Origin of the sequence: Actinopolymorpha sp. B9G3, from assembly GCF_040120725.1 — a bacterium.
Lineage (GTDB): Bacteria > Actinomycetota > Actinomycetes > Propionibacteriales > Actinopolymorphaceae > Thermasporomyces.
This window is the reverse complement of the sequence record NZ_JBEEAB010000005.1, coordinates 1-24,857: the sequence shown is the minus strand read 5'-3', so window position 1 is coordinate 24,857 and position 24,857 is coordinate 1. Positions and strand designations below refer to the sequence as shown.

General features: G+C 69.3%; 26 protein-coding genes. 11 read left to right on the top strand and 15 right to left on the bottom strand.

All coding sequences use genetic code 11. The annotated features are described in order from the left end of the window. Window positions 1-32: 32 nt before the first annotated feature. The 7 genes from ABNF93_RS10745 to ABNF93_RS10715 form a co-directional block, all read right to left on the bottom strand. On the bottom strand, window positions 33-176 hold the full coding sequence (locus tag ABNF93_RS10745; protein WP_349327786.1) for a hypothetical protein: 144 nt from the start codon (window positions 174-176) through the stop codon (window positions 33-35). A 63-nt stretch (window positions 177-239) separates the two neighbouring features. Beyond that, entirely contained in the window at window positions 240-746 is a 507-nt protein-coding gene (locus ABNF93_RS10740) for a PH domain-containing protein (RefSeq protein WP_349327785.1), read from the bottom strand. A gap of 15 nt (window positions 747-761) precedes the next feature. Beyond that, on the bottom strand, window positions 762-1,610 hold the full coding sequence (hisG, locus tag ABNF93_RS10735) for an ATP phosphoribosyltransferase (RefSeq protein WP_349327784.1): 849 nt from the start codon (window positions 1,608-1,610) through the stop codon (window positions 762-764). A gap of 86 nt (window positions 1,611-1,696) precedes the next feature. Continuing rightward, window positions 1,697-1,960, bottom strand: coding sequence for a phosphoribosyl-ATP diphosphatase (locus tag ABNF93_RS10730; protein WP_349327783.1), 264 nt, complete (start codon window positions 1,958-1,960; stop codon window positions 1,697-1,699). Window positions 1,961-2,092: 132 nt separating this feature from the next. Next, complete coding sequence (locus ABNF93_RS10725; protein WP_349327782.1) at window positions 2,093-2,449, bottom strand: YybH family protein; 357 nt, start codon at window positions 2,447-2,449, stop codon at window positions 2,093-2,095. Between the two features lie 11 nt (window positions 2,450-2,460). Continuing rightward, window positions 2,461-3,159, bottom strand: a complete 699-nt coding sequence (locus ABNF93_RS10720) for a response regulator (RefSeq protein ID WP_349327781.1) — start codon at window positions 3,157-3,159, stop codon at window positions 2,461-2,463. Next, a complete protein-coding gene (locus tag ABNF93_RS10715) occupies window positions 3,152-4,303 on the bottom strand; it encodes a GAF domain-containing sensor histidine kinase (RefSeq protein WP_349327780.1) in 1,152 nt (383 codons plus the stop codon). Before ABNF93_RS10715 ends, ABNF93_RS10720 begins: the two co-directional genes overlap by 8 nt. A gap of 183 nt (window positions 4,304-4,486) precedes the next feature. Between ABNF93_RS10715 and ABNF93_RS10710 the strand changes: the two genes are divergently transcribed. The 3 genes from ABNF93_RS10710 to ABNF93_RS10700 are packed head-to-tail and all read left to right on the top strand — an operon-like array spanning window position 4,487 to window position 6,553. Next, window positions 4,487-4,687 (top strand): hypothetical protein, encoded by a 201-nt coding sequence (locus tag ABNF93_RS10710; protein ID WP_349327779.1) that lies wholly within the window; start codon window positions 4,487-4,489, stop codon window positions 4,685-4,687. Between the two features lie 58 nt (window positions 4,688-4,745). Continuing rightward, window positions 4,746-5,468: an SDR family NAD(P)-dependent oxidoreductase gene (locus tag ABNF93_RS10705; RefSeq protein ID WP_349327778.1), complete on the top strand. Its 723-nt coding sequence runs from the start codon at window positions 4,746-4,748 to the stop codon at window positions 5,466-5,468. Continuing rightward, complete coding sequence (locus ABNF93_RS10700) at window positions 5,465-6,553, top strand: S-adenosylmethionine:tRNA ribosyltransferase-isomerase (RefSeq protein WP_349327777.1); 1,089 nt, start codon at window positions 5,465-5,467, stop codon at window positions 6,551-6,553. Before ABNF93_RS10705 ends, ABNF93_RS10700 begins: the two co-directional genes overlap by 4 nt. A 194-nt stretch (window positions 6,554-6,747) precedes the next feature. Here the strand turns inward: ABNF93_RS10700 and ABNF93_RS10695 are convergent, their stop codons facing one another. Continuing rightward, window positions 6,748-7,290, bottom strand: coding sequence for a class I SAM-dependent methyltransferase (locus ABNF93_RS10695; protein ID WP_349327776.1), 543 nt, complete (start codon window positions 7,288-7,290; stop codon window positions 6,748-6,750). Between the two features lie 352 nt (window positions 7,291-7,642). On the opposite strand from ABNF93_RS10695, the gene ABNF93_RS10690 reads away from it, so the two are divergent. Beyond that, window positions 7,643-8,599 (top strand): phosphotransferase enzyme family protein, encoded by a 957-nt coding sequence (locus tag ABNF93_RS10690; protein ID WP_349327775.1) that lies wholly within the window; start codon window positions 7,643-7,645, stop codon window positions 8,597-8,599. Window positions 8,600-8,647: 48 nt separating this feature from the next. Here the strand turns inward: ABNF93_RS10690 and ABNF93_RS10685 are convergent, their stop codons facing one another. Then, window positions 8,648-9,364, bottom strand: a complete 717-nt coding sequence (locus ABNF93_RS10685; protein WP_349327774.1) for a phosphotransferase — start codon at window positions 9,362-9,364, stop codon at window positions 8,648-8,650. 498 nt (window positions 9,365-9,862) lie between these two features. Here ABNF93_RS10685 and ABNF93_RS10680 point away from each other — a divergent pair, with 498 nt between their 5' ends. From ABNF93_RS10680 to ABNF93_RS10670, 3 genes are all read left to right on the top strand, one after another. Continuing rightward, window positions 9,863-10,315, top strand: coding sequence for a GNAT family N-acetyltransferase (locus ABNF93_RS10680; RefSeq protein ID WP_349327773.1), 453 nt, complete (start codon window positions 9,863-9,865; stop codon window positions 10,313-10,315). A gap of 116 nt (window positions 10,316-10,431) precedes the next feature. Next, the gene (locus ABNF93_RS10675) at window positions 10,432-11,211 is read left to right on the top strand and encodes a Stf0 family sulfotransferase (RefSeq protein ID WP_349327772.1); all 780 of its coding nucleotides are present in this window, start codon (window positions 10,432-10,434) and stop codon (window positions 11,209-11,211) included. Window positions 11,212-11,409: 198 nt separating this feature from the next. Beyond that, window positions 11,410-11,988, top strand: coding sequence for a dihydrofolate reductase family protein (locus ABNF93_RS10670; RefSeq protein ID WP_349327771.1), 579 nt, complete (start codon window positions 11,410-11,412; stop codon window positions 11,986-11,988). Here ABNF93_RS10670 and ABNF93_RS10665 read toward each other — a convergent pair. Further along, entirely contained in the window at window positions 11,970-12,596 is a 627-nt protein-coding gene (locus tag ABNF93_RS10665; protein ID WP_349327770.1) for a helix-turn-helix domain-containing protein, read from the bottom strand. The two genes, ABNF93_RS10670 and ABNF93_RS10665, sit on opposite strands and share 19 nt — an antisense overlap. Before the next feature lie 278 nt (window positions 12,597-12,874). Next, window positions 12,875-15,295 (bottom strand): YecA family protein, encoded by a 2,421-nt coding sequence (locus ABNF93_RS10660; protein WP_349327769.1) that lies wholly within the window; start codon window positions 15,293-15,295, stop codon window positions 12,875-12,877. A gap of 104 nt (window positions 15,296-15,399) precedes the next feature. Here ABNF93_RS10660 and ABNF93_RS10655 point away from each other — a divergent pair, with 104 nt between their 5' ends. Together ABNF93_RS10655 and ABNF93_RS10650 are read left to right on the top strand one after the other, a co-directional pair. Continuing rightward, the gene (locus ABNF93_RS10655; protein ID WP_349327768.1) at window positions 15,400-16,251 is read left to right on the top strand and encodes an NAD-dependent epimerase/dehydratase family protein; all 852 of its coding nucleotides are present in this window, start codon (window positions 15,400-15,402) and stop codon (window positions 16,249-16,251) included. Window positions 16,252-16,282: 31 nt separating this feature from the next. Next, window positions 16,283-16,909 carry an SGNH/GDSL hydrolase family protein gene (locus ABNF93_RS10650; RefSeq protein WP_349327767.1) on the top strand — a complete coding sequence of 209 codons (627 nt, stop codon included), beginning with the start codon at window positions 16,283-16,285 and terminating at the stop codon, window positions 16,907-16,909. Between the two features lie 2 nt (window positions 16,910-16,911). Here ABNF93_RS10650 and fabI read toward each other — a convergent pair whose 3' ends face one another. Beyond that, a complete protein-coding gene (gene fabI, locus ABNF93_RS10645; protein WP_349327766.1) occupies window positions 16,912-17,685 on the bottom strand; it encodes an enoyl-ACP reductase FabI in 774 nt (257 codons plus the stop codon). A 59-nt stretch (window positions 17,686-17,744) separates the two neighbouring features. Next, window positions 17,745-18,449, bottom strand: coding sequence for a 3-oxoacyl-ACP reductase FabG (fabG, locus tag ABNF93_RS10640; protein ID WP_349327765.1), 705 nt, complete (start codon window positions 18,447-18,449; stop codon window positions 17,745-17,747). A 123-nt stretch (window positions 18,450-18,572) separates the two neighbouring features. Between fabG and ABNF93_RS10635 the strand changes: the two genes are divergently transcribed. Next, on the top strand, window positions 18,573-19,619 hold the full coding sequence (locus ABNF93_RS10635; RefSeq protein WP_349327764.1) for an alpha-hydroxy acid oxidase: 1,047 nt from the start codon (window positions 18,573-18,575) through the stop codon (window positions 19,617-19,619). Between the two features lie 10 nt (window positions 19,620-19,629). Beyond that, window positions 19,630-20,784 carry an N-acetylglucosamine-6-phosphate deacetylase gene (gene nagA, locus ABNF93_RS10630; RefSeq protein ID WP_349327763.1) on the top strand — a complete coding sequence of 385 codons (1,155 nt, stop codon included), beginning with the start codon at window positions 19,630-19,632 and terminating at the stop codon, window positions 20,782-20,784. Window positions 20,785-20,813: 29 nt separating this feature from the next. Here the strand turns inward: nagA and ABNF93_RS10625 are convergent, their stop codons facing one another. After that, a complete protein-coding gene (locus tag ABNF93_RS10625) occupies window positions 20,814-22,598 on the bottom strand; it encodes an ABC transporter ATP-binding protein (RefSeq protein ID WP_349327762.1) in 1,785 nt (594 codons plus the stop codon). Next, window positions 22,591-24,495: an ABC transporter ATP-binding protein gene (locus ABNF93_RS10620; RefSeq protein WP_349327761.1), complete on the bottom strand. Its 1,905-nt coding sequence runs from the start codon at window positions 24,493-24,495 to the stop codon at window positions 22,591-22,593. Before ABNF93_RS10620 ends, ABNF93_RS10625 begins: the two co-directional genes overlap by 8 nt. Window positions 24,496-24,857 lie beyond the last annotated feature (362 nt).

The following is a 24,857-nucleotide window of genomic DNA, read 5'->3' as shown; positions in this document are numbered from 1 at the left end:
GACCAACGTCACGTCGACAAGGAACGCGCCAGTCAGGACCCCTGGTTGAGCTCCTCGACGATCAGCTCCGCATCGCGACGAGCCATGTCGAGCCGGGGAATCCACCAGTCGTCGAGCAGCAGATCCCAGATGCCATGGCCGTAGTCGGTCTCGCGTACGACGAATCGCTCTCTCACCGCTCCCGCCTCCCGCTGCCCTCCACCACAGGATATCGAACACGTGTTCGATCTCCAAGGGCGTCAGTCGTTCCGCTGCGTTCGGGTGTGCTGGGCGACCATACGGGACAGCTCGCGCGCCGCCGTCCGCCCGTGCTGACCGTCGGCGGACTGGATCGCCATCGCCTGCACCGTCGTACCGTCGTCGACGTCCAACTGCACCCACGGATCGCCCGAGCGGAGATTGACCGACAGGACCTGCGCCCACTCCAACTGGCGAGTGCGCAGGACGTTGACGATCGTGAGGCCGGCATCGTCGGCGCGCACCTTTAACCGGGCCAGCCGGTACAACCCCGCGAGGAGGGCGAGCAGAACCAGGCCGAGGGTGAGGGACTGCAGGATGTTGATCTGTGCCCGGGCCGCCGCCGGCAACCCGACCCACATGCCCAGAGCGGCGGCGACAAGGACAACCCCCATCGCGGCGGCCACCACGGGCACGAAGCGTGGGCGCCACGTGTGCGGCAGTGCGGGAAGGCTGTCGGGCACCGGCGTACTCGGCCCGTCGGGACCACCGGGTGGCGTGGAGGTCATCGTGGTGGCCGCATCTCACAGCCGGCAGGCGTGCAGGTCGGTGACGAGGATGGCGCGGGCGCCCATCTCCCACAGCTCGTCCATCAGCCGCTGGGCCTCGACGCGCGGCACGAGCACCCGCACGGCGACCCAGCCCGCTCGATGAAGCGGTGAGACCGTCGGCCCCTCCAGACCGGGTGCGATCGCGACGGCCCGCTCCATGGCGTCGGCCTCGAGGTCGTAGTCCATCAGGACGTAGTCGCGGGCGACCAGAACTCCCTGAAGCCGGCGGATGAGCAGCTCGAGCTCGGTCGGGTCGGCCACTCCGTCCCGCTTGACGAGAATGGCTTCGGACGTGAGGATCGGCTCGCCGAAGACCTCGAGGCCGGCGTTGCGCAACGTGCTTCCGGTCTCGACGACATCGGCGATGACGTCGGCCACGCCGAGGCTGATGGCCGTCTCGACCGCGCCCTCGAGTTTGATCACCTTGGCGGTCACACCGCGCTCGGCGAGGAAGTTCCGCATCAGTCCGGTCAGTGACGTGGCGACCCGGAGCCCTTCGAGGTCCTCGATCGAGGACGCCGTTCCGGGTCGGGCGGCGAGCCGGACCGTCGAACGGGCGAAGCCCAGCTGTAGGACCTCTTCGCCCGGTGCGCCGGAATCGATCAGATAGTCACGCCCGGTGATCCCGAGGTCGAGGGTGCCCTGTCCGACGAAGACCGGGATGTCACTGGGACGCAGGTAGTAGAACTCGATGCCGTTGTCGGCATCGGTGAGCACCAGCTCGCGGGAACCCCCGCGCTGGCGGTAGCCCGCCTCGCGCAGCATCTCCGCGGCGGGTTCGGCGATTCTCGATCCCTTGTTGGGAACGGCGACACGCAGCATTGTCTGGCTCTCTTCCTCAGGTGCCCGGGGTAGGGACGAACGGACGCGTCGGCGAGGGCGAGCCAACCTGTCGCGGCCGGCTCACCCTAGAGATGGGCGTAGACGTCGTCGAGGTCGAGATCACAGGCGATCATGAGCACCTGGGCGTGGTAGAGCAGCTGCGAGATCTCCTCAGCGGCCCGCTCCCGGCCTTCGTGCTCGGCCGCCATCCACGCCTCGGCCGCCTCCTCGACGAGCTTCTTGCCGATCGCGTGGACGCCGGCGTCGAGAGCGGCGACGGTGCCCGATCCCTCGGGGCGGGCCACCGCCTTCGCCGCCAGCTCGGCGTACAGCTCGTCGAACGTCTTCATCCTCAGGTCCTGTGGTCGATACGGCGACACCCTGGCCGCCGGTCCCCCAGCCTAGGAGTCACCGGTGAACGGCTGGCGTCGAGGGTCGCCTGACCGCTGAGGCCACGCGACCAGCGACCGTGCGCTCCAGGCTCAGCCGTCGAGGCGAGTGGCGTGGCCCTCGACGACCAGCGGACCGTCGAAGGTGAGGACCTCGTTGGCCACGCGACCGTGCTGGTTCCGGAAGTTGATCACCAGCGTGTTGACCCCGGCGTAGCTGGCGATCACCTCGAAATGGAGGTCAGGCTGGGCCCGGAGGCCGACGGACCAGTATTCGCGCAGCGCCGCTTTGCCCCGGATGACACCACCCGAGGCGGGTATCCATTCCGCGGCGTTGGGCGAGGTGAAGACCACGTGGTCGGCGAAGTGCTCGAGGACGGCGTCGAGGTCGTGGGCGTTCCAGTCCTTGACCCACCGGTCGACGAACGCCCGGATTTCAGTGCGGTCCATGGAACGCCAACCTAGACGAGGCCGGAACGAACGGCGTAGAGGGCGGCCTGGGTGCGGTCGGCGAGGCCGAGCTTGGCGAGGATCGACGACACGTGGGTCTTCACGGTCTTCTCCGACAGGACGAGGGCGCGGGCGATCTCGCGGTTGGACCTGCCACGGGCGATCTCGGCGAGCACTTCGCGTTCGCGGTCGGTGAGGGCGCCGGCGCGTTCGTCGCCCGCGTCACCTCGGAGCAGAGCCGCGGCGACCTCTGGTTCGAGCAGCACCTGTCCGGCGTGCACCGCACGGATCGCCTGCGCCAGCGCGTCGGGATCGACGTCCTTGAAGAGGTAGCCCGCCGCACCCGCCCGCAGGGCCGGCACGACCTTGGCCGGTTCCGTGAACGAGGTGAGCACGAGAACCCGGGCCGGGTGCCCCCGGTCGCGCAGCATCCGCAAGGCCTCCACACCGTCGACCGACGGGAGCTGCAGGTCCAGCAGCATCACGTCGGGCGCGAGCGCCTCAGCCTGTTCGACCGCTTCCTGACCGTCGGCCGCCTCCCCCACGACCTCGATGTCGTCGAGGATGTCGAGGAACGTCCGCAGGCCGTGCCGGACGACCTGGTGATCGTCGACGACGAGGACCCTGATCGGCCCTGCTTCGGTGTCCGAAGGCGTACCCACGCCGTCGGCCACAGGCTCGGCGTCAGGCCCCCTCATGGGCTCACTCACGGGTCACCTCGAGGGTCACGGTCGTCCCCGCCCCGAGACGCGACTCGACCCGGAGCCTCCCACCCGCCCGCCGCGCCCGCTCCCGCATCGACGCGAGGCCCAGGTGATGCCCGCCCTGCCGCGCGGGGTCGTCGACGAATCCCTTGCCGTCATCGGCGACGGTCAGGACGACGCCGGTCTCGGGGGTCCGCAGGTCGATCGTCACGGCCCTGGGTTCGGCGTGCCGCAAGGCGTTGTGCAGCGCCTCCTGCGTCACCCGGAACACGACGTCCTCCACCTGCTCCGGCAGCTGGCAGCGGCCGTCGCAGTCGGAGGTGAAGCCGATCTCGACTGGGTGCGCCCTGCCGATCACGGCGATGTGCTTGCGCAGGGCCGGCACGAGACCGTCCTCGCGGACCGCCGGGGGGCGGAGCTCTGTGACGACGGCGCGCAGCTCGTCGAGCGCGGAACCCGCCAGCTCCTTCACCCTGGCGAACTCCACCCGGGAGCGGTCGAGATCCCCCTTCAGCGCAAGGGCCTCGGCCGCACCCACGGTCAGGCGGAGGCTGAACAGTTTCTGCGCCACCGCGTCGTGGAGGTCCTGGGCGATCCGGGACCGCTCCTCCACCAGCGTCAGCTCCCGGTCGCGTTCGAACATCCGCGCCCGGGTGAGCGCGATCGCCGCGTGCGCGGCGAGGATCGTCAGCAGGCGTTCGTCGTCCGCGGTGAACTCGGGCACATCCGGGCCGTTGGCGACGTAGACCGCGCCGAGGATGTCTCCTCGGTCGACGATGGGTACGCCGAGAAATCCGCGCATGTCGGGATGTGCGCCGGGCCACCCGGAGAAACGGCCATCGGTCTGGACGTCGACGACGCGGTAGGGGTGGGCGTCGTGCATCAGGACGCCGAGCAGGCCGTGTGCGCGCGGTACCGGGCCGATCGCCGCCCACTGCTCACTGCTCACGCCGGACGTGTAGAACTCGGCGAACCGGCCCTGCCCGTCGGGAAGCCCCAGTGCCGCGTACTCCGCCCCGACGAGGCTGCGCGCCGACTCGACGATCATCTGCAGGACCTCGTGCGTGGCCGTCTGCCCGGTGACGGCGAGGAGCGCGCGGGACAGCGCGTCGAGGTCGTCGCGGCATTCCGGCGGCACAGGCGTGGACACGGCTGACACGCTACCCGTCTCTGACCCGCTGGCGGACCGGCCGCAGGTCGTAGGTCTCACGACGTAGGCCACGGGTTGTAGGCCGCATGGAGTAGGGCGAACGGCGTACTCCGGTCCCATCGGCGGCCCGATGGCGGGCGTTCGCCGCCGCCCTAGCGTCGGTTCCAGTGAAGGGAGCACCTCATGTGGAACGACGTGATGATCCAGAGCCTCGCCACCGCTCGCGCCGAAGATCTGCTGCGCCAGGCCGAACAGCGCCGCCTCGCCCGGCTGGCCCACCACGCGCGGCGGAGGGCGGCAGAAGCCGGCCGGCACCGGGCCGAGCCGGCCATCCGACCGACCGCGGCGGCCGCGGCGACCACGCCGGCGGCCCAGGGCTGCTAGGGGTGGCGACCGCGTTCTCCGAACCGACCCGCACACCCTGTCCAGGAAGGGAGTCCCCATGTCTGTCGCCCTCATCACCGGAGCGTCCCGCGGTCTCGGCCTCGCCCTTGCCGGCGGGCTCGCCGACCGGGGCTGGTCCCTCGTGATCGACGCCCGCAACCCCGACCCCCTGGCCGACGCCGCCCGGGAGCTCACCGCCCGTGCCGGGTCGGCGGGCACGGTCACCAGCCTCGCGGGTTCGGTCACCGACCCCGGGCACCGGGCCGAGCTGGTCGAGGCCGCCGCGCTGCTCGGTGGCCCCGACCTGGTCGTGAACAACGCCGGCGTACTCGGGCCGAGCCCGCTACCCGCCGTGGCGGACCTCGGCCTCGCCGCGTATCGCGAGATCCTCGAGGTGGGCACGGTCGCGCCGCTGGCGCTGACCCAGCTCGCCCTGCCCCACCTCGCGGCCAGGGGCGGTGCGATCCTCAACGTCACCAGCGATGCCGCCGTCGAGGGGTACGCCGGATGGGGTGGCTACGGCTCGGCCAAGGCCGCACTCGAACAGTGGTCCAACGTCCTCGCCGCCGAGCTCGCCGAAGGCCAGCACGACGTGCGGCTCTGGTGGGTCGACCCCGGTGACCTGCGTACCCAGATGCACCAGGACGCGTTCCCGGGCGAGGACATCTCCGACCGGCCACTGCCCGACACCGTTGTTCCGGCGTTCGTCCGGCTGATCACCGAACGCCCACCCAGCGGTCGTTTCCGGGCGACGGACCTGCTCGACGGGCTCGCCGCATGACATCGGTAGCCGAAGCCAAGACCGCCGATGGTGGCGCGCCCGTCGACCGTGCCGGTCCTCCGTCGATCGACTTCTCGCTGCCGGCCGCCCTCGAGGCGCACGAGCCGCCCGAGGCGCGCGGCCTCACCCGTGACGGCGTACGCCTGCTGGTGGGTCGGAGCCCGCGCGACGGTCAGGGCGCCGGCGGCGTGAGCCACCATGCGTTCCGCGAGCTGCCCGACCTGCTCTCCCCCGGCGACGTCCTTGTGGTCAACAGATCGGGGACGTTGCCAGCTGCGGTGGACCTGCCGGACGACAGGGGTACGCAGCGGGCCGTGCACTTCTCGACCCTCGCACCGGACGGATCCTGGCTGGTGGAGCTGCGCCGTGGCGCCGACCCCGACCCGGGCGGGCAACCGGGTGACCGGCTGGCCCTGCCCGGTGGCATCGACCTGGTGCTGCGGGACCGCCACGTGTCCCGCCGGCTGTGGCACGCGGTGCTCACAGTGACGGACATACCCCGCTATCTCGCGGCGTACGGTCGACCGATCAGGTACGGCTACGTCGCGGAGCAGTGGCCGCTCGAGGACTATCAGACGACCTTCGCGACCATCCCCGGCAGTGCGGAGATGCCGAGCGCTGGCAGGCCGTTCACTCCGGAGATCGTGACCCGGCTCGTCGCCAGGGGCGTTCTCGTCGTACCCGTCACGCTGCACACCGGCGTCGCCTCGGCAGAGGCCCACGAACCTCCGTACGCCGAATGGTTCGACGTCCCCGACGTGACGGCGCGGGTGGTGAGCGACGCGACACACCGTGGCGCCCGCGTGGTCGCGGTGGGGACGACGGTCGTCCGCGCGCTGGAGTCCGCGCCACCGGGATCCGGCACGATCGCTGCCGCCCACGGATGGACCGACGTGGTGGTCACCCCGGCACGCGGCGTACGGGTCGTGTCCGGCCTGCTGACCGGTTTCCACGAACCGCGGGCGTCACACCTGCAGATGCTCGAGGCGATCGCCGGCACTGAGCTGGTACGGGCCTGCTACGCCGCCGCGCTCGACGGCGGTTACCTGTGGCACGAGTTCGGCGACGTCAACCTCTTGATATGACACATGGGACGACCTCGATGCCCGCATCGACCTGCACACCGACACTGTGATGTACGACGGCCGCCCCTGGGTCCAGGCCGGAAGGGCCCAGGCGTGGCCGCATCCCGGTCGACTTCCAGATGCCCTGCTCAGCTGCCCTCAGACGAAGGTTCCAGCGCACGAGCTCACGCCGTTCCGGTTCTCAGCGCTTGCCTTCATCTCGTCGAGCTCGACCGCTGCCGGTAGATGAGGGAGTACCTCCAGAAGAGACGACGTCGGATGACCGCTCCAGGCAGAAGCCGTACCGCTTCAGTTCTGATCTCCGGCAACGTCATCTGCGCATCCATCGACGGCGCCGGTCCGGAGCCCGCCGCCCGGCTGCCAAGGCGGGCCTTCGCCCGGACCGCCGCTTTGGCAGCCAGGTTCGCCGGGGCCGCGACCAGGTCGGGCAGGTAGTCGGCTCGTGTCGCATAGCGGCAAAGGCCCAGGATGGCCAGTACGCCCCCCGGGGCCAACGCATCACGCAGTTTCGTGATCGTCTCCGCGAACGGCATGTGATGGATGCTGGCGATACCGGAGATGAAGTCATAACGCGCAGTGCCCAGGTCGTAGTCGGCAACATCTGCCTCGGCGTAGTGGACGTTGGGTGTGTCGTGGGACAGCGCACGCGCCTGGTCGATCACCTCGGGCGCGCGATCGATGGCTTCAACCGTCTGCGCAGCTGAGCCAATCGCCTGGCGAACAAGCCGGTTCCGCATCCGATGTCGAGCGCTCGATCGCATTGCCGTGGTACCTGGCGCAGCAGATACCGGTGATAGAAGTCGTTGTGGCTGAAGTCAGGCCGTGCGTTCGGGTCAGTCATGCAGATGACGCTCCCTTTCGGCAGTCGTACCGGTGCGAAGACGACGCGCAGAAGTGCCGCAACCCATGGCTAGTCCAACCGCCCGGCCCAGCTGAGCAGAGCCAGATGCTTAGCCAGTGGTCCGAACCGAGTGGCGGGGGACGAAGGGCTCCGTCGACCATGCCACGGCGTAGGGGGATCGACATGGCCGGATCCGGCCGGCGAAAATGTCGTGCGAGCACGGACCGGACGCGCCTAGCGTCCCCGGCATGGACGAATACGCGGCCCTGGAGGCCTGGAAGACTGTCGTCGGTGCGACCCGAGTCGAGCCGATGGACAGGGTCCACAACCCGATATGGAAGGTCACAGGCGAGGACGGCCGGCAGTGGGTGCTCAAGCACCTACCGGAGTGGCCACCCGGAGTGGGCCCGGTCGAGGAGTACCGGGTGCTGTGTTACCTGCAGGCCGGCGGACTGCCCGTAGCCGTGCCAGTCGTCACCGACGACGGGCTGATCGCCTACAACGCCGACAACCTCAGCACCGACCCGAACGAGAAGCAACCAACCGGCCCGCACGCGTACGCACTCCTTCCCCTGCTCCCCAACGACCCCGAGCTGCACGAGTCGCCGGAGCTCGCGCACACGATCGGCACCGGCATCGGCCAGCTCGACCGCATGCTCGCCGACTGCCCATGGCACGTCACGTCCTTCACCGACGACCCCGCACCGGACATCCTCGGCGATGACTACGCCAAGCTGCCGCCCGAGCTGCGCGAGCTGGTCGATCCCCTGCGAGACCAGCTCTGGGCCGCGCTCACCGACCTACCCACCCAGCTCACCCACGGCGACTGCAACGTCGGCAACATCCTCGTCCACAACGGCGAGGTCACCGGCTACATCGACCTCGACCACCTGCCACACAGCCCACGGGTCCGCGACCTCGGCGTCTACCTCGCCAGCCGACTACTGGACCAGATCATCGACGGCGATCCCGATGCCATGGCCGCCGTGCTGCGGCACTACGTCGCCGGCTACCACTCAACCCACCCGTTGACCGAACGCGAGCAGGCCGCCGTCATACCGCTGCTACTCACGACCCTGGTCGGCGGCGCCGACTGGTGCCTACACGGCTGGGTGCCCGATCCCACTGGCTACCAACGCAATCTGCGGGCGATCGAATGGATCACCTCGCGCTACGACCAACTGGTCAGCGCAGCCGCACCCTGATGACCGGTTCGACTGACGATCCGAACGACGGCGAACCTCACCGTGGACTCAATCCAGTCCGTAGCGATCGAGCGCTGCTCGAAGCTGGTTGAGCGTCTCGATTCTCCAGTAGTCCCGGTTGGGGTACTGGTCGTTTCGGTTCCAGCGCATCGTCGTGACGCCTGCCCACATGAGGAGGCGGAAGTGGTGAACGAGGTCCTGGTTGGCTCCGGGATAGTGTTCTGCAACTTCATCGGGGACATAGGCGAGGTCGTACTCGACCGGCCCACGTTGGCACGTCCCGAGGTCGATGAAGAGCGGCCCTCTCCTGGTGCTGAGCACGTTTGCCGGATGCGGCTCACCGTGCAACAGCTGCTCGCCCGAACCCCAACGGCTGATCGCTGCGCTCACGCGGCTGAGTGTGTCGCTGACCAGTTCGCGGTCACGGTCGCGAAGTTCTGGAGTCTGCTCTGGATCGCCAACTCCCTCTGCCCAACCGGCGATTCGAGCGGTGATGTGTGGTGCCGCCAGATCGATCTTGCGCAAGCCGGCATGGAGGCGGACGAGTGCGTGCGCGTAGTCCGCCGGCGCGAGGTCTGTGGACATGCCGGGCTGCTCGTGCGCCGCGCCACCTTGCCGGTCAGCAACGACGGGCTCGTAGTAGGTCCATAGCGTGAGAGCGAAGGCGTCACGCAGATAGACGCCGGGCTCCACCCGAGGCTCGAGCTCACCTATCGGGCTGTCGGTTTCGGCGAGACGGCGAGCAACCTCTGCTTCGAACTCCATGCCCGCTTGTCCCTGACCGTCGTGAAGGGACAGCGGTGCTACACGAGCAAGAACATCGCAAGGAATCAGGCGCACAGCGATGCGGTCCGAGTTGTGAACGACGACCGCATCGCCGACTTGCAGACCAAGCGCGGAGGCAGTCGCCCCGGCGGCCTCAACCGCGCGCCGGACTTCGGATGGTTCCACGGTCTTCCTCGTCGTCCTCGTAAAGCGTCATGGTCGATGCTCGCGCTCGATCGCCGAGACACCTTATACGCGGCAACCCCACAAGGCACAGGTCGTCCCTCGCGAGGCTCCTCGGTGACAACCCATTACTCCATGGAACGCCGCCTTCTGGCCTTCCCGGGGAGCGGACGGCACGCGTACCTTCCGCGGGACCGTTCGACAATGCTGGTCGTCGAGTTTGAGGGGCAGCATTGTCGGGGTGCGCTCGTCTTCAGAGGTCACGGGCCAGCCTGATTTGTTGTCGTTATTGATCGACCGGGCCAAGATGACTCCATGATCTTTGCGATCCGACTTGTCCAGCTGATTGATTATGACGATCTACGGCCGCTGATCGACCCTCACGATCCCGAGCCGAAGGCAAGGCAGGTATTCGCCCGACTCGTCGGAGCCGACAGCTGGGCAATCATTGGGGCCTATCGCGACGATCGGGCGGTCGGATACGTTGCCGCGCAGGACTACGGACCACACCTCAGGCACGGTGACTTCCACCGGATCGTCCGGATGCACGACCTGATCGTGACTGAATCTCAGCGCGGGCGCGGCGCAGGTACTCAACTACTGAACGCGGCAATAGAGTGGGCGAGAGGTCGTGCCCGCTACGTTGAGTGGCCGGCGCACGAAACTCGCGCGGCGCCTTTCTACACCAAGCTTGGATACACAGGACTGGCTTGCCCGCAGCCGGACTACCCGACGTTCACAGTTGATCTGCATCCTGAGCAACAATGACACCTTGGCGTCGCCCTGGCGCTCGTGGCCGCCTCCTGCCGACGGCCGGCCCCGCCTGAGGCGTGCGCTGGGTCTGACCTACGCGGACGCCATGCGCGGGGCGCTAAGCTCCACGCATGGCGGTCGCGGCGCCCCGACAGTCGTATCTCATTTGGTTCAGCCAGCGCGTGGGCAGCACCATGTTGACCCAAGCGCTGGAGGACACCGGCATCGCCGGGCGTCCGCGTGAGTGGCTCGAGGACCCGGCGGGTCACGGGCTGCCGGCCAAATATGGCGTCTGCGATGCCGTGCAGCTGCGCGACTTTTTGTGGCGTGAGGCTGCCACGCCCAACGGCGTGATGGGTGCCAAATACGGCATGAGCGCGCGCCCGCACCGGGAACTGACTGCTCTGTTCGCGAGTGCAATCCCGGGCGTGGTCGATCCCGATGGACGCAAGGCCTGGGCGACGGTTTTTCCCGACTGCACACACGTGTTCATGACCCGGCGGAACAAGCTACGCCTGGCGGTCTCGTGGCTGCGCGCGATCCGATCACAGGAGTGGCACCGGCCCAACCGCGCCGACACCGTGGTGGGCGAGGCGCCGCCACGTACCAGTGCCGCCGATGTGATTGACCGTTACGATCACGACGCGCTGGAGTTCCTGCTCATTGGCGCCAACCAGCGCGAGGCCGACATGCAGGATCAGTTCGACCGCTGGGGCGTGGTCCCGTACACCGTGGTCTACGAAGATCTGGTCGCCGACTACCAAGCGACGGTGCGCAACCTGCTCGACTTTCTCGAGATCCCTGGGCGCGCCGACATCACCATCCCGCGCCCGGCATTCGACCGCCTGGCCGACGAGGCCTCCGAAGCTTGGTACCAGCGCTTTCGCCGCGGGCGCGCGCCGAGCGCATGATTCGTGAACCACCTGGAGGCCGAAGCTCCCGGGCGAGAATTCGAAGGGCGGCCCCAGCGGCAAAGGAGCTGCCCCGATTCCGCAGGACGACAGCCGGCGGACGACTGAACGCGCTGTCGTTTCTGTCCAAGACGGCCGCCAGGGCCGCGACCTAGCATGACCACCCAGCAGCTCGCCCGATCCTAAGGAGACAGCACAATGCGTGACCTGGTCTACACCGGCTTCATGTCGCTCGACGGCGTCGTGGACTCGCCCGGCGGTGGGCCGGGTGAGGAGCACCGCAGCGGCGGCTGGGTGTTCAAGGACCTCGAGTTCGTCCCAGAAGCCTGGTCGCTGAAGGCCGAGGAGCTCGCCGACACGACGGCGCTGATGTTCGGCCGCCGCAGCTACGAGGCGTTCTCGCGCACCTGGCCCGGCTCGGAGGACCACGCCGCCTACAAGGAACTGCCCAAGTATGTAGTGTCGACCACGCTGTCCGACGACGCCCTCGTCGACGGGTGGGGATCCACTGCGATCCTGCGCTCGACCGAGGACGTCGCCGCGCTCAAGGAGGGCGAGGGCGGCGCGATCTTCATCCATGGGAGCGCGGAGCTGGCCCGGCGGCTGTCGGACGCGGGCCTGATCGACCAGTACAACCTGCTCGTCTTCCCCGTCCTGCTCGGTGCCGGGAAGAGCCTGTTCGGCCGGGCCGACCGCGACAAGCAGATGCTGACGCTGCGAGAGTCGGAGAGCTACTCGAACGGGATCCTGAAGCTGGTCTACGACGTCAAGCGCTGATCCAGGTCAAGGGCGATCGCGCCGCCGGCGCTCTCGCGCAGCTGCCCAGTAGTGCGTCCGACATAGGAACGCAGCGCCCGGGCCAGGTGCGGCTCGTCGAAATAGCCGAGCTTGACGACGACATGCGCGGCCGGTTCGCCAGCCGCCAGCAGCTCCGCCGCCGTGCGGGCCCGCTCGATCTGCCGGACGGCACCCCGCGTCAGCCCGGTCGCGGCGCGGAACCGGCGTTCGACCGTGCGCCCCGAGACGTCCGGGCGGTGACCCAGCAGCACCTCGGCGACGAGCGGGTCACGAAACACGATCCCGGCCCGGACGAAACGCTCAACCAGGGCCTCGGCGTCGTCGGGCCTGGGCGTCTCCCAGCGCGCGCCATCCAGCCGGAACGTCCGGCGCGTGGTGTCGGGGAGCGCGACGCCGCCGTCGACCAGCGCAGACGTCGGCACGGCCCGCATCGAGGTGCCGACGGCGAACTCGATGCCCGTGAAGGTCGCACCCTCCGGCACCGGCGCGGTGCCAGTCCGGGTCTCGGGACCGGTGATGCCCGCATACGCCCAGCCGTCCTGCTCCCAGAACACCAGACCCCAGCGCACCCCTGCGACGGACGTCATCGCCGTAACCTGTTCGCTTGCGCAGGTCCACACGGTGTCGACCCACGGCGAATCGGACCGGCGCGTCTCGAACCGCAGTCCCACGGGCGAAGAATACGCCGCCGGTCAGACACCTAGCTTCGCGAGGCGTCTCTCTCCTCGGTCGGCTCGTACGCCCCACCTCAGGCGGGTGGACAGTGGCCCCATCACGTCCACGATCCGGGGCCTCTCGACCGAAGTGCCGTCGGCACTGCGAACGGGCTGGCGCCACCGGCTTCGGCGACGTCAACTCCCGCCCCTCAGACCCGTCCTCTGCCCTGAACCCGCCCGCGAGGTAGGCCAAGGAGCGTACGAATCCGTTCGCCACTCATGCCGCCACCCTCCTGACGGCTGGACCATTCGAAGTCGTCGAGCAGGGCCGTGAGTTCCGCGAGAGCGGCGCCGCCCTCGGCCGCTGCCTCCCGAGGCGTGCGGCCATCGAGCGCGGGGATGGCGTCGTCGAGCCACTTCTCTTCGTACTGCCGGATGACCTCGGCCATGACCTGCTCCATCTCCCCGGGAGAGGCAGGTGCGGTTGCGGCACCGAGGCCGGCCGGTGGGGCGGCGGATCCGATCAGCTCTTCCATCGGGACGCTCGACTCGGAGCGGTGGCGAGCATCGGGAGCGGCCGCGAGGAGGACTTGCTGGAGTTCTCGGAGGCGTTCGAGGGAGTTTGCCTCGACAGTCCAGCGGGTTCCGGCCCGACGTACCGACCCGCGGACTACGTCGTCCACGATGGCAACGAGACGGTCCGGTCCTTCCTCGGACAAATCCTTCGCGAGGGCGGCCCACGCCTCGTCGCCACCGTCCACGTCGTACGTCGCGGAGCACTGGGTCAGCTCGTGTCCGTCCCCGTTGCGCAGCTCAGGTGGCGGTTGCGGCGCGAAGAACCGCATGACTGCCGACGGGTCGACGTCGCCGTCCAGAAGCCCGAGCATCGCGCGACGGCGGGAGCGGTGGACCCGCAGAGGATCGGTGAAGAGGGCCAACCGGCTTCCGTCGTCGAGCAGCCGGGCAAGGACGAGATCCAGCGGCTCGGCGCTCCGGGAGAATGCCCGGTCAGGCAGCACCACCGGATCGCCGTCGGGCAGGTGCCGCACGGTGGCGTCGCGACCCGGTCGGGACGACACCACCTCGTAGAGCCGGAGTGGGCTCTGCTCCCAGCGGGTGAGCAGCTCGCGTTCGTCGTCGCGCAGCCATGGTCCACGTTCGGCGAGGAACTCGGCCAGGTAGCCGCGCTCGAACAACGCCAACTCGACGCCGAACATCACCGGGACACGCGGACACAGATCCATCAGCGCCACAATCTGCTCGAAGTGCCTGCCCCGCTCGGCATAGGTGACCAGCAGGCCGTAGAGCAGGGCGGCCCGAGTCGTGAGGGGATGGATCTCCTTACGCAGGCAACACATCTTGTACTTCCGTCCGGACCCGCAGGGGCACGGCCGGTTGCGAGACGTCGAGGCGGCGGGGAGCGCGGTCAGCGGGCGTAGCCACCTGCGCATGCCGTCGTCGGAGGAGAATCCGGCCGTACGCAGCAGACCGTCGGCACGGAGTGCGTCCCCCTTGCAGGCGGCGTACTCCGCGGCGTCGCAGAGCGCGGGCCCGAGGTCGGGCCGTTCCTGAAGGACCTCCTCGACCAGCTCCGCCGCCTCGTCGGGCCGACCGGTCCCCTCCGCCGACCGCGCCGCCAACAGGAGTGCCGCAGCCCGCTGCGCCGGACCTGAGGCCGCGCGGCGGATCGCCGTCAGCCGATCGGCGTCGAGCGGCCTCGTCTCAACGTCGTCAGCGATCTTGGCCAGGACCAGCTCGGAGTCGGCCAGGTGCCGGAGGAAGCTGGTGAAGTCGTCGCCTGCCCCCCACATGCGCAGCGCCGCACGTGCGCGGGCGTAACGCACCACGTCGGCAGGATCCATGCCAGCGGTGAGCCGCGGGTCCCACGGCATACCGGCGGGGCCGACGCGACCACCGACCACCTCGAGTTGTCCGGCGTGCAGCATCCTGGTCAACGGGGGCAACGGCTCGGCGAACGTTTCCGGCCGTTCGAGGAGGAGCGTGGCGAGTACCTCGTCGATCCGTGCGCCTGGGGCGAAGTCGATCTCGCCGAGCCGGGGAAGGTCGTTCAGGGATTCGACAGCCGCTCCAGCGAAGCCCGCGGCGACCGTCGCCGCCGACCGGCGCAGCTCGGGGCTGACGGGCTCCTCCACGCTGGCGGTGGACATCTCGACAATGCCGTCGCGCAACCGGAGAGCGAGCAGGTCTCCCTCCTCGAACCCGCTCAGCCAGCCGTCGGGACCTGCCAACACCGGAGTCTCGTCCGGCCCGTCGCCGATCCAGTCGATGGACAGGGATCCACCCCCTCGCAGGGGTAGATCGTCCTCCTCGGCCAACCGCTCCCACAAAGCCAGGTCGCCGTTGGCGTAAAGGCGACCGGCTTCGACGTCGTCGCGGGTCAGGATGTGGGTGAAGACCGCGCCGTCGGCCAAGGTCATCAGGTTGACCCACCCGTCGGGCGATTCGTACGCCAACGCACTGTCGAGCAGCACGTCCTCGACGTCCGCCGCGTCCAGGCGTACGGCTTCCACCAGATCGGACTCGCTGATCGGGCCAGACGCGGACAGCTCACGCAGGACGGCGGACCACTCCGCCGGCGGTTCAGTCGGGCGAAGTTCGTGGACGCTCATGCCCGGCCATTCTCCTCTCACCCGGAAGACCGAGGTTCAGCTGGGTGGTGCATCGTACGGTTGGCGTTGCAGTACGGGGATCTCCCGCGTACGAAAGGATGACCATGGCAAGGATCTGCGTCACCGGAGCCAGCGGCAAGGCCGGCCAGGCCACCACCAGGGACCTTCTCGCGCACGGCCACGAAGTGGTCGCCACCGACCTCGCACCCGCCCCGGCCGACCTCGGAACCTCGTTCCTGCGCGCTGATCTGACCGACTACGGACAGGTCGTCGAGCTGCTGCAGGGCGTCGACGCGGTGGTCCACCTGGGCAACATCCCGGCGCCGGGCCGCCACACCCCGGCGACGACCTTCAACGCCAACTCGGCCATGAACGGCAACGTGTTCCTCGCGGCGGCACAGCTGGGCCTGCGGCGGGTGGTGTGGGCGTCCAGCGAGACGACGCTCGGCCTCCCCTTCGGTGACGTACCGCCGCGCTACGCACCCGTCGACGAGGACCACTTCCCCCACCCCACCTCGACGTACGCCCTGTCGAAAGTGGTGGGCGAGACCATCGCGGCGCAGATCTCGGGATGGTCGGGAATCCCCTTCGTCGGGCTGCGCCTGTCGAACATCTTCCTGCCGGAAAACTACGCGCGGGTTCGGTCGTTCTGGGCCGATCCGCACGCGCGGAAGTGGAACCTGTGGGGCTACGTCGACGTCCGCGACGTCGCCCAGGCATGCCGGCTCGGCCTCGACGCGCCGGTCGAGGGCAGCGCGAACTTCATCATCGCCGCGGTCGACACGATCATGGACCGGCCGTCCGCCGACCTCCTGCGCGAGGTGTTCCCCGAGGTGAAGGTCTCCCGCGACGTCGCCGGCTTCGAGACGCTGTTGGCGATCGACCGTGCCCGCGAGGCACTCGGCTTCGCCCCGCAGTACTCCTGGCGCGACCACGTAGACGTCCCGACCGCGTGACAACCAGCTCGAGCACGAGGGGTGTGCCGTCATGAGCCTTCTCCAGACCGCGAGCAGGGTGTTGTTCATCGGCGACAGCATCACCGACGCCGGTCGCGACCGAGGCGATCCCCGTGACCTCGGCGGCGGCTATCCGCGAGTCGTCGCACAGACGTACGCCGAAAACTCCGAGGGCGGTCCGGTCACCTTCCTCAACCGTGGCATCAGCGGTAACCGGGTGCGCGACCTGCGGGAGCGGTGGCAGGCCGACTGCCTCGACCTGAAGCCGGACGTCGTCTCGATCATGATCGGCGTCAACGACACCTGGCGGCGCTACGACAGCGGCGATCCGACGTCGGTCGATGCGTTCGAGCGCGACTATCGCGCGATCCTGCAAGCCACGGTTGACAACAGCCGTGCGGCGCTCGTTCTCGTGGAGCCGTTCCTGCTGCCGGTCAGACCCGGGCAGGACAGCTGGCGGGAGGATCTCGATCCGAAGATCGCCGTCGTACGCAGGCTCGCGGCGGACCACGACGCCGCCCTCGTCCCGCTGGACTCCGTGCTGACGCACGCGGCCACCACCCGGGCCGCCGACGAACTCGCAGCCGACGGCGTCCACCCGACTCCAGCCGGCCACGCCCTCATCGCACGAACCTGGCTGGAGACGGTGAACGCTTAGCCTCAGACGCCCATCGCGTGGTAGCCGCCGTCGACGTGGACGATCTCGCCGGTCGTCTTGCCGAAGAAGTCCGACAGCAGCGCCACACACGCCCGCCCGGTCGCCTCGCGGTCGAGGTCGGGATCCCAGCCGAGCGGAGCGCGCTCGCCCCAGATGCCCTCGACCTGCTCGATACCGGGGATGCCCTTGGCGGCGATGGTCTTGGTGTATCCGGCCGACACCAGGTTGACCCGGATGCCCTTCGGCCCGAGGTCCCGGGCGAGGTAGCGGGCACAGGACTCCAGGCCCGCCTTGGCCACGCCCATCCAGTCGTACGCCGGCCACGCCACGGTCGCGTCGAACGTCAGCCCGACCACCGACGAGCCCGCCCCCATCAACGGCAGCGCCGCCGTGGTGAGCGACTTCAGGGAGTACGCCGAGACGTGGAACGCCGTGGCGGCGTCCGCGTAGGAGGTGTTGAGGAAGTTGCCGCCCAACGCCTCCTGGGGCGCGAATGCGATCGAGTGGACCACTCCGTCGAGTCCGTCCACATGCGTACGCAGGGAGTCGGCCAGGCCGGCCAGGTGTTCGTCGTTCGTCACGTCGAGTTCGATGATCGCGGGCTCGACCGGCAGCCGCTTGGCGATCCGCCGGGTGATCGCGAGCGCCCGACCGAAGTTGGTGATGACGACCTGCGCGCCCTGCTCCTGCGCGACCTTCGCGACCGCGAAGCCCAGTGACGTGTCCATCGTCACGCCCGCGACGAGAATCCGCTTACCTTCGAGAATCCCACCCATTACTCAGCTCCCCATCCCTGTGCGGCTCGTCCTTCGGCTCAGCGCCATTCCTCTGCGGTTCAGTGGCCCATGCCCAGGCCGCCGTCGACCGGGATGACCGCTCCGGTGATGTAGGCGGCCTCGTCACTCGCGACCCAGCGGATCACCTTGGCCACCTCCTCGGTGGTCGTGGGGCGACCCAACGGGATCTGCGTGACGTACTTCTTTTGTAGCTCTTCGGACAGCACCTCGGTGAGCGCGGTCTCGACAAAACCGGGCGCGACAACGTTGGCGGTGATGCCTCTCGACCCGAGTTCGCGGGCGATGGAGCGGGCCATGCCGACCATGCCGGACTTGCTGGCCGCATAGTTGACCTGGCCGGCGGAACCGAGCAGACCGACGACTGACGACACGAAGACGATCCGGCCGCGGCGCAGCCTGAGCATGCCCTTGGCCGCCCGCTTGGCGCACCGGAACGCACCGGTCAGGTTGGTCTCGATCACGCTCGACCAGTCGTCCTCGCTCATCCGGAGCAGGAGGGTGTCGCGGGTGATGCCGGCGTTGGCGATCAGGACCTCGACAGGACCCTGCTTCTCCTCGACCTCCGCGAACGCCTGCTCCACCGTGTCCGGCTCGGTCATCTCGGCCTTCACCGCGAGGAATCCCGCCGGTGGCTCGCCACCGCGATAGGTCAACGCGACGTCATCGCCCGCCTCACGGAACGCCTGCGCGACCGCGAGTCCGATGCCCCGGGTTCCTCCGGTGACGAGTACTGAGCGACCCACGTCTGCCTCCCGTGGCGTGTGGATGGTGGTGAGCGATTTCCGCGTTCTGGCACGCTAGCAGCCGCCAGGTCGATCACTGACCGCAGGCGGCCGGGCGCGTCCCGTTCCGGCAGAATGCCCGTCATGGCCAGTCCAGCCGAGTGGGAGCAGGCCGCGCGGGCGGCACTTCCCGCCGACGTCTACGACTACATCGCGACCGGCTCCGGCGTCGAGGAGACCCTCGCCGGCAACGACCGGGCGTGGCACGAGGTCGCGCTGCGTCCGCGGGTGCTACGCGACGTGTCCGACGTGGAAACCGCGACGAGCGTCCTCGGGACGCCGGTTGCCTCGCCGGTTCTTGTCGCACCGACCGGCTACCACCGGCTCGCGCATCCCGACGGTGAGGTGGCGACGGCCAAGGGCACGGCCGAGGCAGGGTCGCTCTTCGTCCTGTCGACCAGGGCGACAGCGTCACTGGACGAGGTGGCGGCGGTGGCGGGGCCGTGGTGGATGCAGCACTACCTGCTTCGGGACCGCGACCTCACCGCCGAGATCGTGCGCGGTGCCGTGGACGCGGGAGCCCGGGCGCTGGTGCTGACCGCCGACACGCCGTACGTCGCGACGAAGGCGCGCGTCGGCGCCGTCCCAGTCGGTCCGTCCGTGCCACGGCTCGTACCCGCGATGGAGACCCGCGACGACGAAGGAACCTGGCAGGATCCCGCGGTGACGTTCAAGGACATCGGTTGGTTGCGCGAGCTTTCCGGCGGATTGCCCGTCGTCGTCAAGGGCGTCCTGCGCGGTGACGACGCCCGCGCGTGCGTCGACGCGGGCGCGGCGGCGGTGTGGGTGTCCAACCACGGGGCGCGCCAGCTCGACGGCGCGATCCCGACGGCCGTGGCACTGCCGCAGGTCCGGGCGGCCGTCGGCGAGGCGTGCGAGGTCTACGTCGACGGCGGCATCCGTACAGGCCGCGACGTCGTCCGCGCGCTCGCCCTCGGTGCCACCGCCGCCTTCGTCGGCCGGCCCGCGCTGTGGGCACTCGGCACGGGCGGCGCCGACGGCGTACGCGAGCTGCTGACATCGCTGCAGGCGGAGGTCGCCGAAACCCTCGCCCTGTGCGGGTGCCGCTCGGTCTCCGACGTCAACGCCGACCTGGCCGCCGTTCCTCCGGGCCGCGCGATGCGTGGATAGCGTTGCGTACGTGATCGCTCTCGCGAACGCCCGCGTCGTCATGCTTCGTCGCGTGTTGGACCCCGGCTGGCTGACCATCCAGAACGGCCGGATCGTGGGCGTCGGATCCGGCGACCCGCCCGCCGTCGACGATGCCGTGCACGATCTCACCGGCCGTTATGTCCTGCCGGGTTTCGTCGACCTGCACATGCATGGTGGCGGTGGCGCCCAGATCACCACCGATGACCGCGACGAGATCCTGGCCGCGGTCGCCTTCCATCGCCGCCACGGCACGACGCGGACCTTGGCCAGCCTGGTCACCGACGAGCTGGACCGGATGGCCGCTTCCGTACGCACCATCGCCGAGATCATCCGAGGCGGCGCCGATCCCGGAATCGTGGGTGTCCATCTGGAGGGCCCGTTCCTGAACCGCGACAAACGCGGATCGCACCATGCCGACCACCTCCTCCCGCCCCACCTACCGGCGTTGCGGCACCTGCTCGCGGCGGGCGACGGCACCGTGCGGGTCGTGACGCTCGCACCGGAACTTCCCGGTGGCATGGAGCTGCTGCGCGAGCTCGTCACGACCGGCGTCATCGCCGCGGTCGGACACACCGAGGCCGACTTCGACCAGGCACGCGCGGCGTTCGCCGCGGGTGCACGACTCGCGACCCACCTGTTCAACGCGATGCGCCACTTCCACCACCGCGATCCGGGTCCGGCCGGTGCGGCACTCGCCAACGAGGCGGTCACCTGCGAGCTGATCAACGACGGGTTCCACGTCCACGACGACGCCGTACGCATCGCGGTGGACGCCGCGGGCCCGCAGCGGATCGCGTTCATCACCGACGCCACACCGGCGGCCGGCATGACCGACGGAGAGTTCCGTCTCGGGCCGGTGCCTGTCTTCGCCCGCGACGGCAAGGTCACCCTGTCCGACGGCTCACTCGCCGGCAGCACGCTCACCATGGACGCGGCCCTCCGTCACGCCGTCACGTGCGTGGGCCTCCCGATCACCGACGCCGCGATCGCCACGGCGACGACACCGGCCACACTGCTGGGGATCGCGGACCACACCGGCACCATCGCGCCGGGCAAGGACGCCGACCTGGTGGTCCTGTCCGACCGCCTCGAGGTGGAGACCGTGATGGCCCGAGGGACGCCGGTCCACGGAGCCCTTCCGTAGGAGCACGGAGCCCTTCCGTAGCACCGGTGTCAGCGGTATGCCATGGACTGCAGGTCGTACAGCTCGGCGTACAACCCGTCCTGGGCCATCAGCTCGGCATGGCTCCCCTGCTCCAGCACCCTCCCGCCGTCGAGCACGACGATGAGGTCGGCCATGCGTACGGTCGAGAAGCGGTGCGAGACCAGCAGCGTCACGGTGCCCCGACTCTCCCCGCTGCGCGCGGCGGCTGCGAACCGTTCGAACAACGCGTGCTCGGTCTGCGCGTCCAGCGCCGCCGTCGGCTCGTCGAAGACCACCAGAAGCGGGTCGGTACGCATGAGCCCGCGGCCAAGGGCGAGGCGCTGCCACTGGCCGCCGGACAGGTCGACGCCGCCGTCCCATGCCTTGCCCAGTTGGGTGTCCAGGCCGTTCGGCAGGACGTCCAGCACCGGCGTCGCGCCGGCGCGGTCAAGAGCGGCGGACACCGCGGAGCGGTCGTCGATCCGCTCCAGGTCGCCGACACCCACCGACTCACCGGCGAGGAACTCGAACGCGACATAGTCCTGGAACGCCGTACCGATCCGGGCGCGCCACTTCGCCTGGTCGAACCGGTCCAGAGGTGTGCCGTCGAGGAGGATCTGACCGCTGTCAGCTTGGTAGAAGCCGCACAGCAACTTGATCAGGCTGGTCTTTCCCGCGCCGTTCTCGCCGACGAGGGCGACCACCTTGCCGGCGGGCAGTGTCAAGGTCACCTTGTCAGCGACCGGGCGCTCGGTGCCGGGATAGCGGAACGACACGTCGCGGAACTCGATGCCGCGTTCGAGCCGAGGCGGCACCACGACCGGATCGGGGACAGTTCGCCGGTCGTCGTCGACGTAGTCCTCGAGCCAGGTGAGCCGCCTGGCGATCTTCAGGACGTGGAGGAAGTGGGTCCCGTAGGACACCGCCGTGTCGACGATGCCGCCGATCTGCGTAGCGAGACCGACGGCCAGTACGACGTCGCCCGGTGTGGCCCGCCCGTCGATCGCGAGGAGTAGGACGAGCGTCACCGCACCGACGTACGCCGATGCCGTGACCACCGCGTCGAACGACTGCAGGCGCGCTCCCCGCCAGTCCGCCCGGTCACGTTCGACCAGGACCTCCTCGGATGCGGCATGGTGCCGACGCAGCAGCTCCCCCGCCAGCCCGAACACCCGCAGCTCCTTGCCGCTCCCCGGAGCGGTCGCCACCTCGAACAGGTGCCGGCGCAGGCGTTCCGGTTCGGTCGTTGCCTCCTGTGCCGCCACCTGCAGGTCCCGTCCCCGCTTGGCGAGCAGGAACGAGACGACGCCTACCGCCGGCAGACCCAGCAGGGCGGGATGGATCTGCGCGAGCAGGATCGCCGTCAGGATGAGCGCCGCCGCGACACGGACCACACCGGCCGTGCCGTTCACCATGAGAGCGAGGCTGCCCCGCTCCTCCCGGATCCGCTGCACCTGGTCGAGATACTCCGGTTGCTCGTGGTGGGCGAGCCCGTCCGCCCCGCCCACCAGTTCCATGAGCCTCCGGTCCGCATAGGCGGCCGAGCGCTCGATCACGGCGAAAACACAGTCGCAGTAGTAGAAGACGAGGACGAGTCCGCCCGCGACGACGAGAGCCAGAAAGGCCGCCGCGACCATGGCGTCGGTGAGGTCCCTGGCGACCGCCGCGTCGATGAGCAGCTTGACGAGGTAGGCGGCCACAGGCGGGGTCGACGCCATCAGGGCACCGGTGATCAGCTGGAACGTCGCGTGCCACGGCGCGGCCCTGAAACCGATCGCGAGACTGATGCGGTACGCCCGCCATGCCTCACGCATCACGGCCTCCTTCCCCGGCGACGGCGAGTTCGTCGGTGAACCGGGCCGCCTGCAGTGTGAACATGTGGGCGTACCGACCGCCCTGGGCCATCAGCTGTTCGTGCGTACCGTCCTCGTCGATGGCTCCGTCGGCGAGGACGACGATCCGGTCCGCCCTTCGTACCGTCGAGAAGCGGTGGGAGATCAGGATCGTCGTGAGTCCTTCGGTGAGTTCGAGGAAGCGGTCGTAGAGCTCGGCTTCGGCCCGAACGTCCAGCGCGGCGGTCGGTTCGTCGAGGATCAGGACGCGGGCGCCGGCCTCCACGGCGAACATCGCCCGGGCGAGTGCGACCCGCTGCCACTGGCCGCCCGACAGGTCGGTGCCGCCGGTGTATTCGCGGGAGAGCACGGTGTCCCAGCCGAGGGGCAGACCTTCGATCACGTCGAGCAGCCCGGCCTTGCGTGCGGCACTGCGGAGCCGGTCGAGGTCGCCTGCGAGTTCCGGCGCACCCATGCCGATGTTGTCGCGGACGGGCAGGTGGTAGCGGGCGAAGTCCTGGAACAGCACGGCGACCTGGCGGCGCCACGCGGCCGGGTCGAGATCGCGCAGATCGGTGCCGTCGACGCTGATCCGGCCGGATGTCGGAGCGTAGAGCCCGCAGAGGAGCTTGACGAGGGACGTCTTGCCGGCGCCGTTCTCACCGACGATCGCGAGCGACCGGTGCGCGGCGAGGGTGAGCGTGAGACCGGCGAGCGCCCGGCGTTCGCTGCGCGGGTACTGGAACGTCACCCCTTCGAAGCGCACGTCGCGGGTCGGGAAGTCCCGGTCGCCCGCCGGTCCGGCGATGGCGCGCGCCGCCGCCGGCGCGTCGGTCCGCAGGCGTTCGTCCAGTTCCAACAGCCGTGGTACGACGACAGCGGCAAACGACAGGTGCGCGTTGCCGTCGTTGAACGCGGCGTAGGCGTTCGCCCCGTTCAGCGCCTGCGCGTAGACGGCGAGGGCTCCCAGGGCCAGGTCGCCCCGAGTCGCCGCCCAGGCGAGCAGGCCGTAGGAGGCGAGGTTGAGCACGAGCACGGCTCCGGTCGATCCGAAGAGCGCCCGTGGGTGGGGCTTGCGGGCGTTCCACACCGGCTCGATCGCGGTCCGCCAGGTCGACTCGAACCGACTGATGAGCCAGTCGAGCATCCCCCAGACCCGAACCTCCTTCCCGGCCGGCGGCTCCAGCGCGAGGTCGCGAAGGTACTCGGCACGCCGTAGCGCGCTGCTCTGGCCATAGGTGATCTGGCCCACCCTGACGTACTCCCGCTGCATCACGTAGACGAGCACCGGCCACGCCACGAGCCAGATCAGACCGAGCCACCAGTGGAAGAAGGCGAGCACCACGGTCGAGCCCAGCGCCTGCAACCACGACGGCAACAGCCAGCCCAGCGCCTCGATCGCCATGCTCGGCCGGGTGGGGTCCATGCCGAGACCGCGGACCTTGCGGACGTCGGCGAGGACGTCAGGGTCCTCCAGATGCGCGATCCCGTGGGGCCGCCCGACCGCCATGATCACCTTCTCCTGGAGCAGCCGGTCGAGCCCCCGGCCGAGAGTCGCGGTGAGGGCGGCCAGCACCGGTTGACAGACCCGCAGCACCACGACGATGACGGCGAGGGCCACCAGCAGCCGGATCGTTGTCGTGCCCGCGGGGCTGTCGAGGCCGCCTCGCACAGCGGCGGGAATCGAGCCGACGACGAGACCGGTGAGCACGGCCAGGGCGATCGGTAGGACGGAGGAGAGAGCGACACCGACCGCGAAGAGGACCGTCCTGCCCCGTCCGACCTGGGGCAGCAGCCTCAGGACCGCGATGATGCCGAGCACCGCAGGCGGCAGGTGTATCCGCCTTCGCAACGTTTGATGGCCTTTGACGGAGAACATGACGCCACTATGACGTCATTGCGACATCATGGCAAGGCAAATGTGAGCCGAGCCCAGGGCCGTTGGCGGGGAATGATCACGCATACGCGATCATTCCCCACGAAAACACGGCCGATTCGGCGTGCGTCGCGGGGAATCGGCGTGGGTCGTCCATGTGCGGAGGGCAGGGCAGGACCCGCGCGAACGTGGCCGGCACCAGCCGCCCTGTGTCCGATGACCGGCCAGCGAGCGACAACTAGGGCGTGTCCCGTAGATCTTGGGTTGGTGGGTCGCGGAGCCAGATTCTGATCGATGCGATGTCGATTGTGCCGCGCCAGATGTAGTCGCGTTTGTCGTATCGGGTGGCAACGGCGCGATAGCCC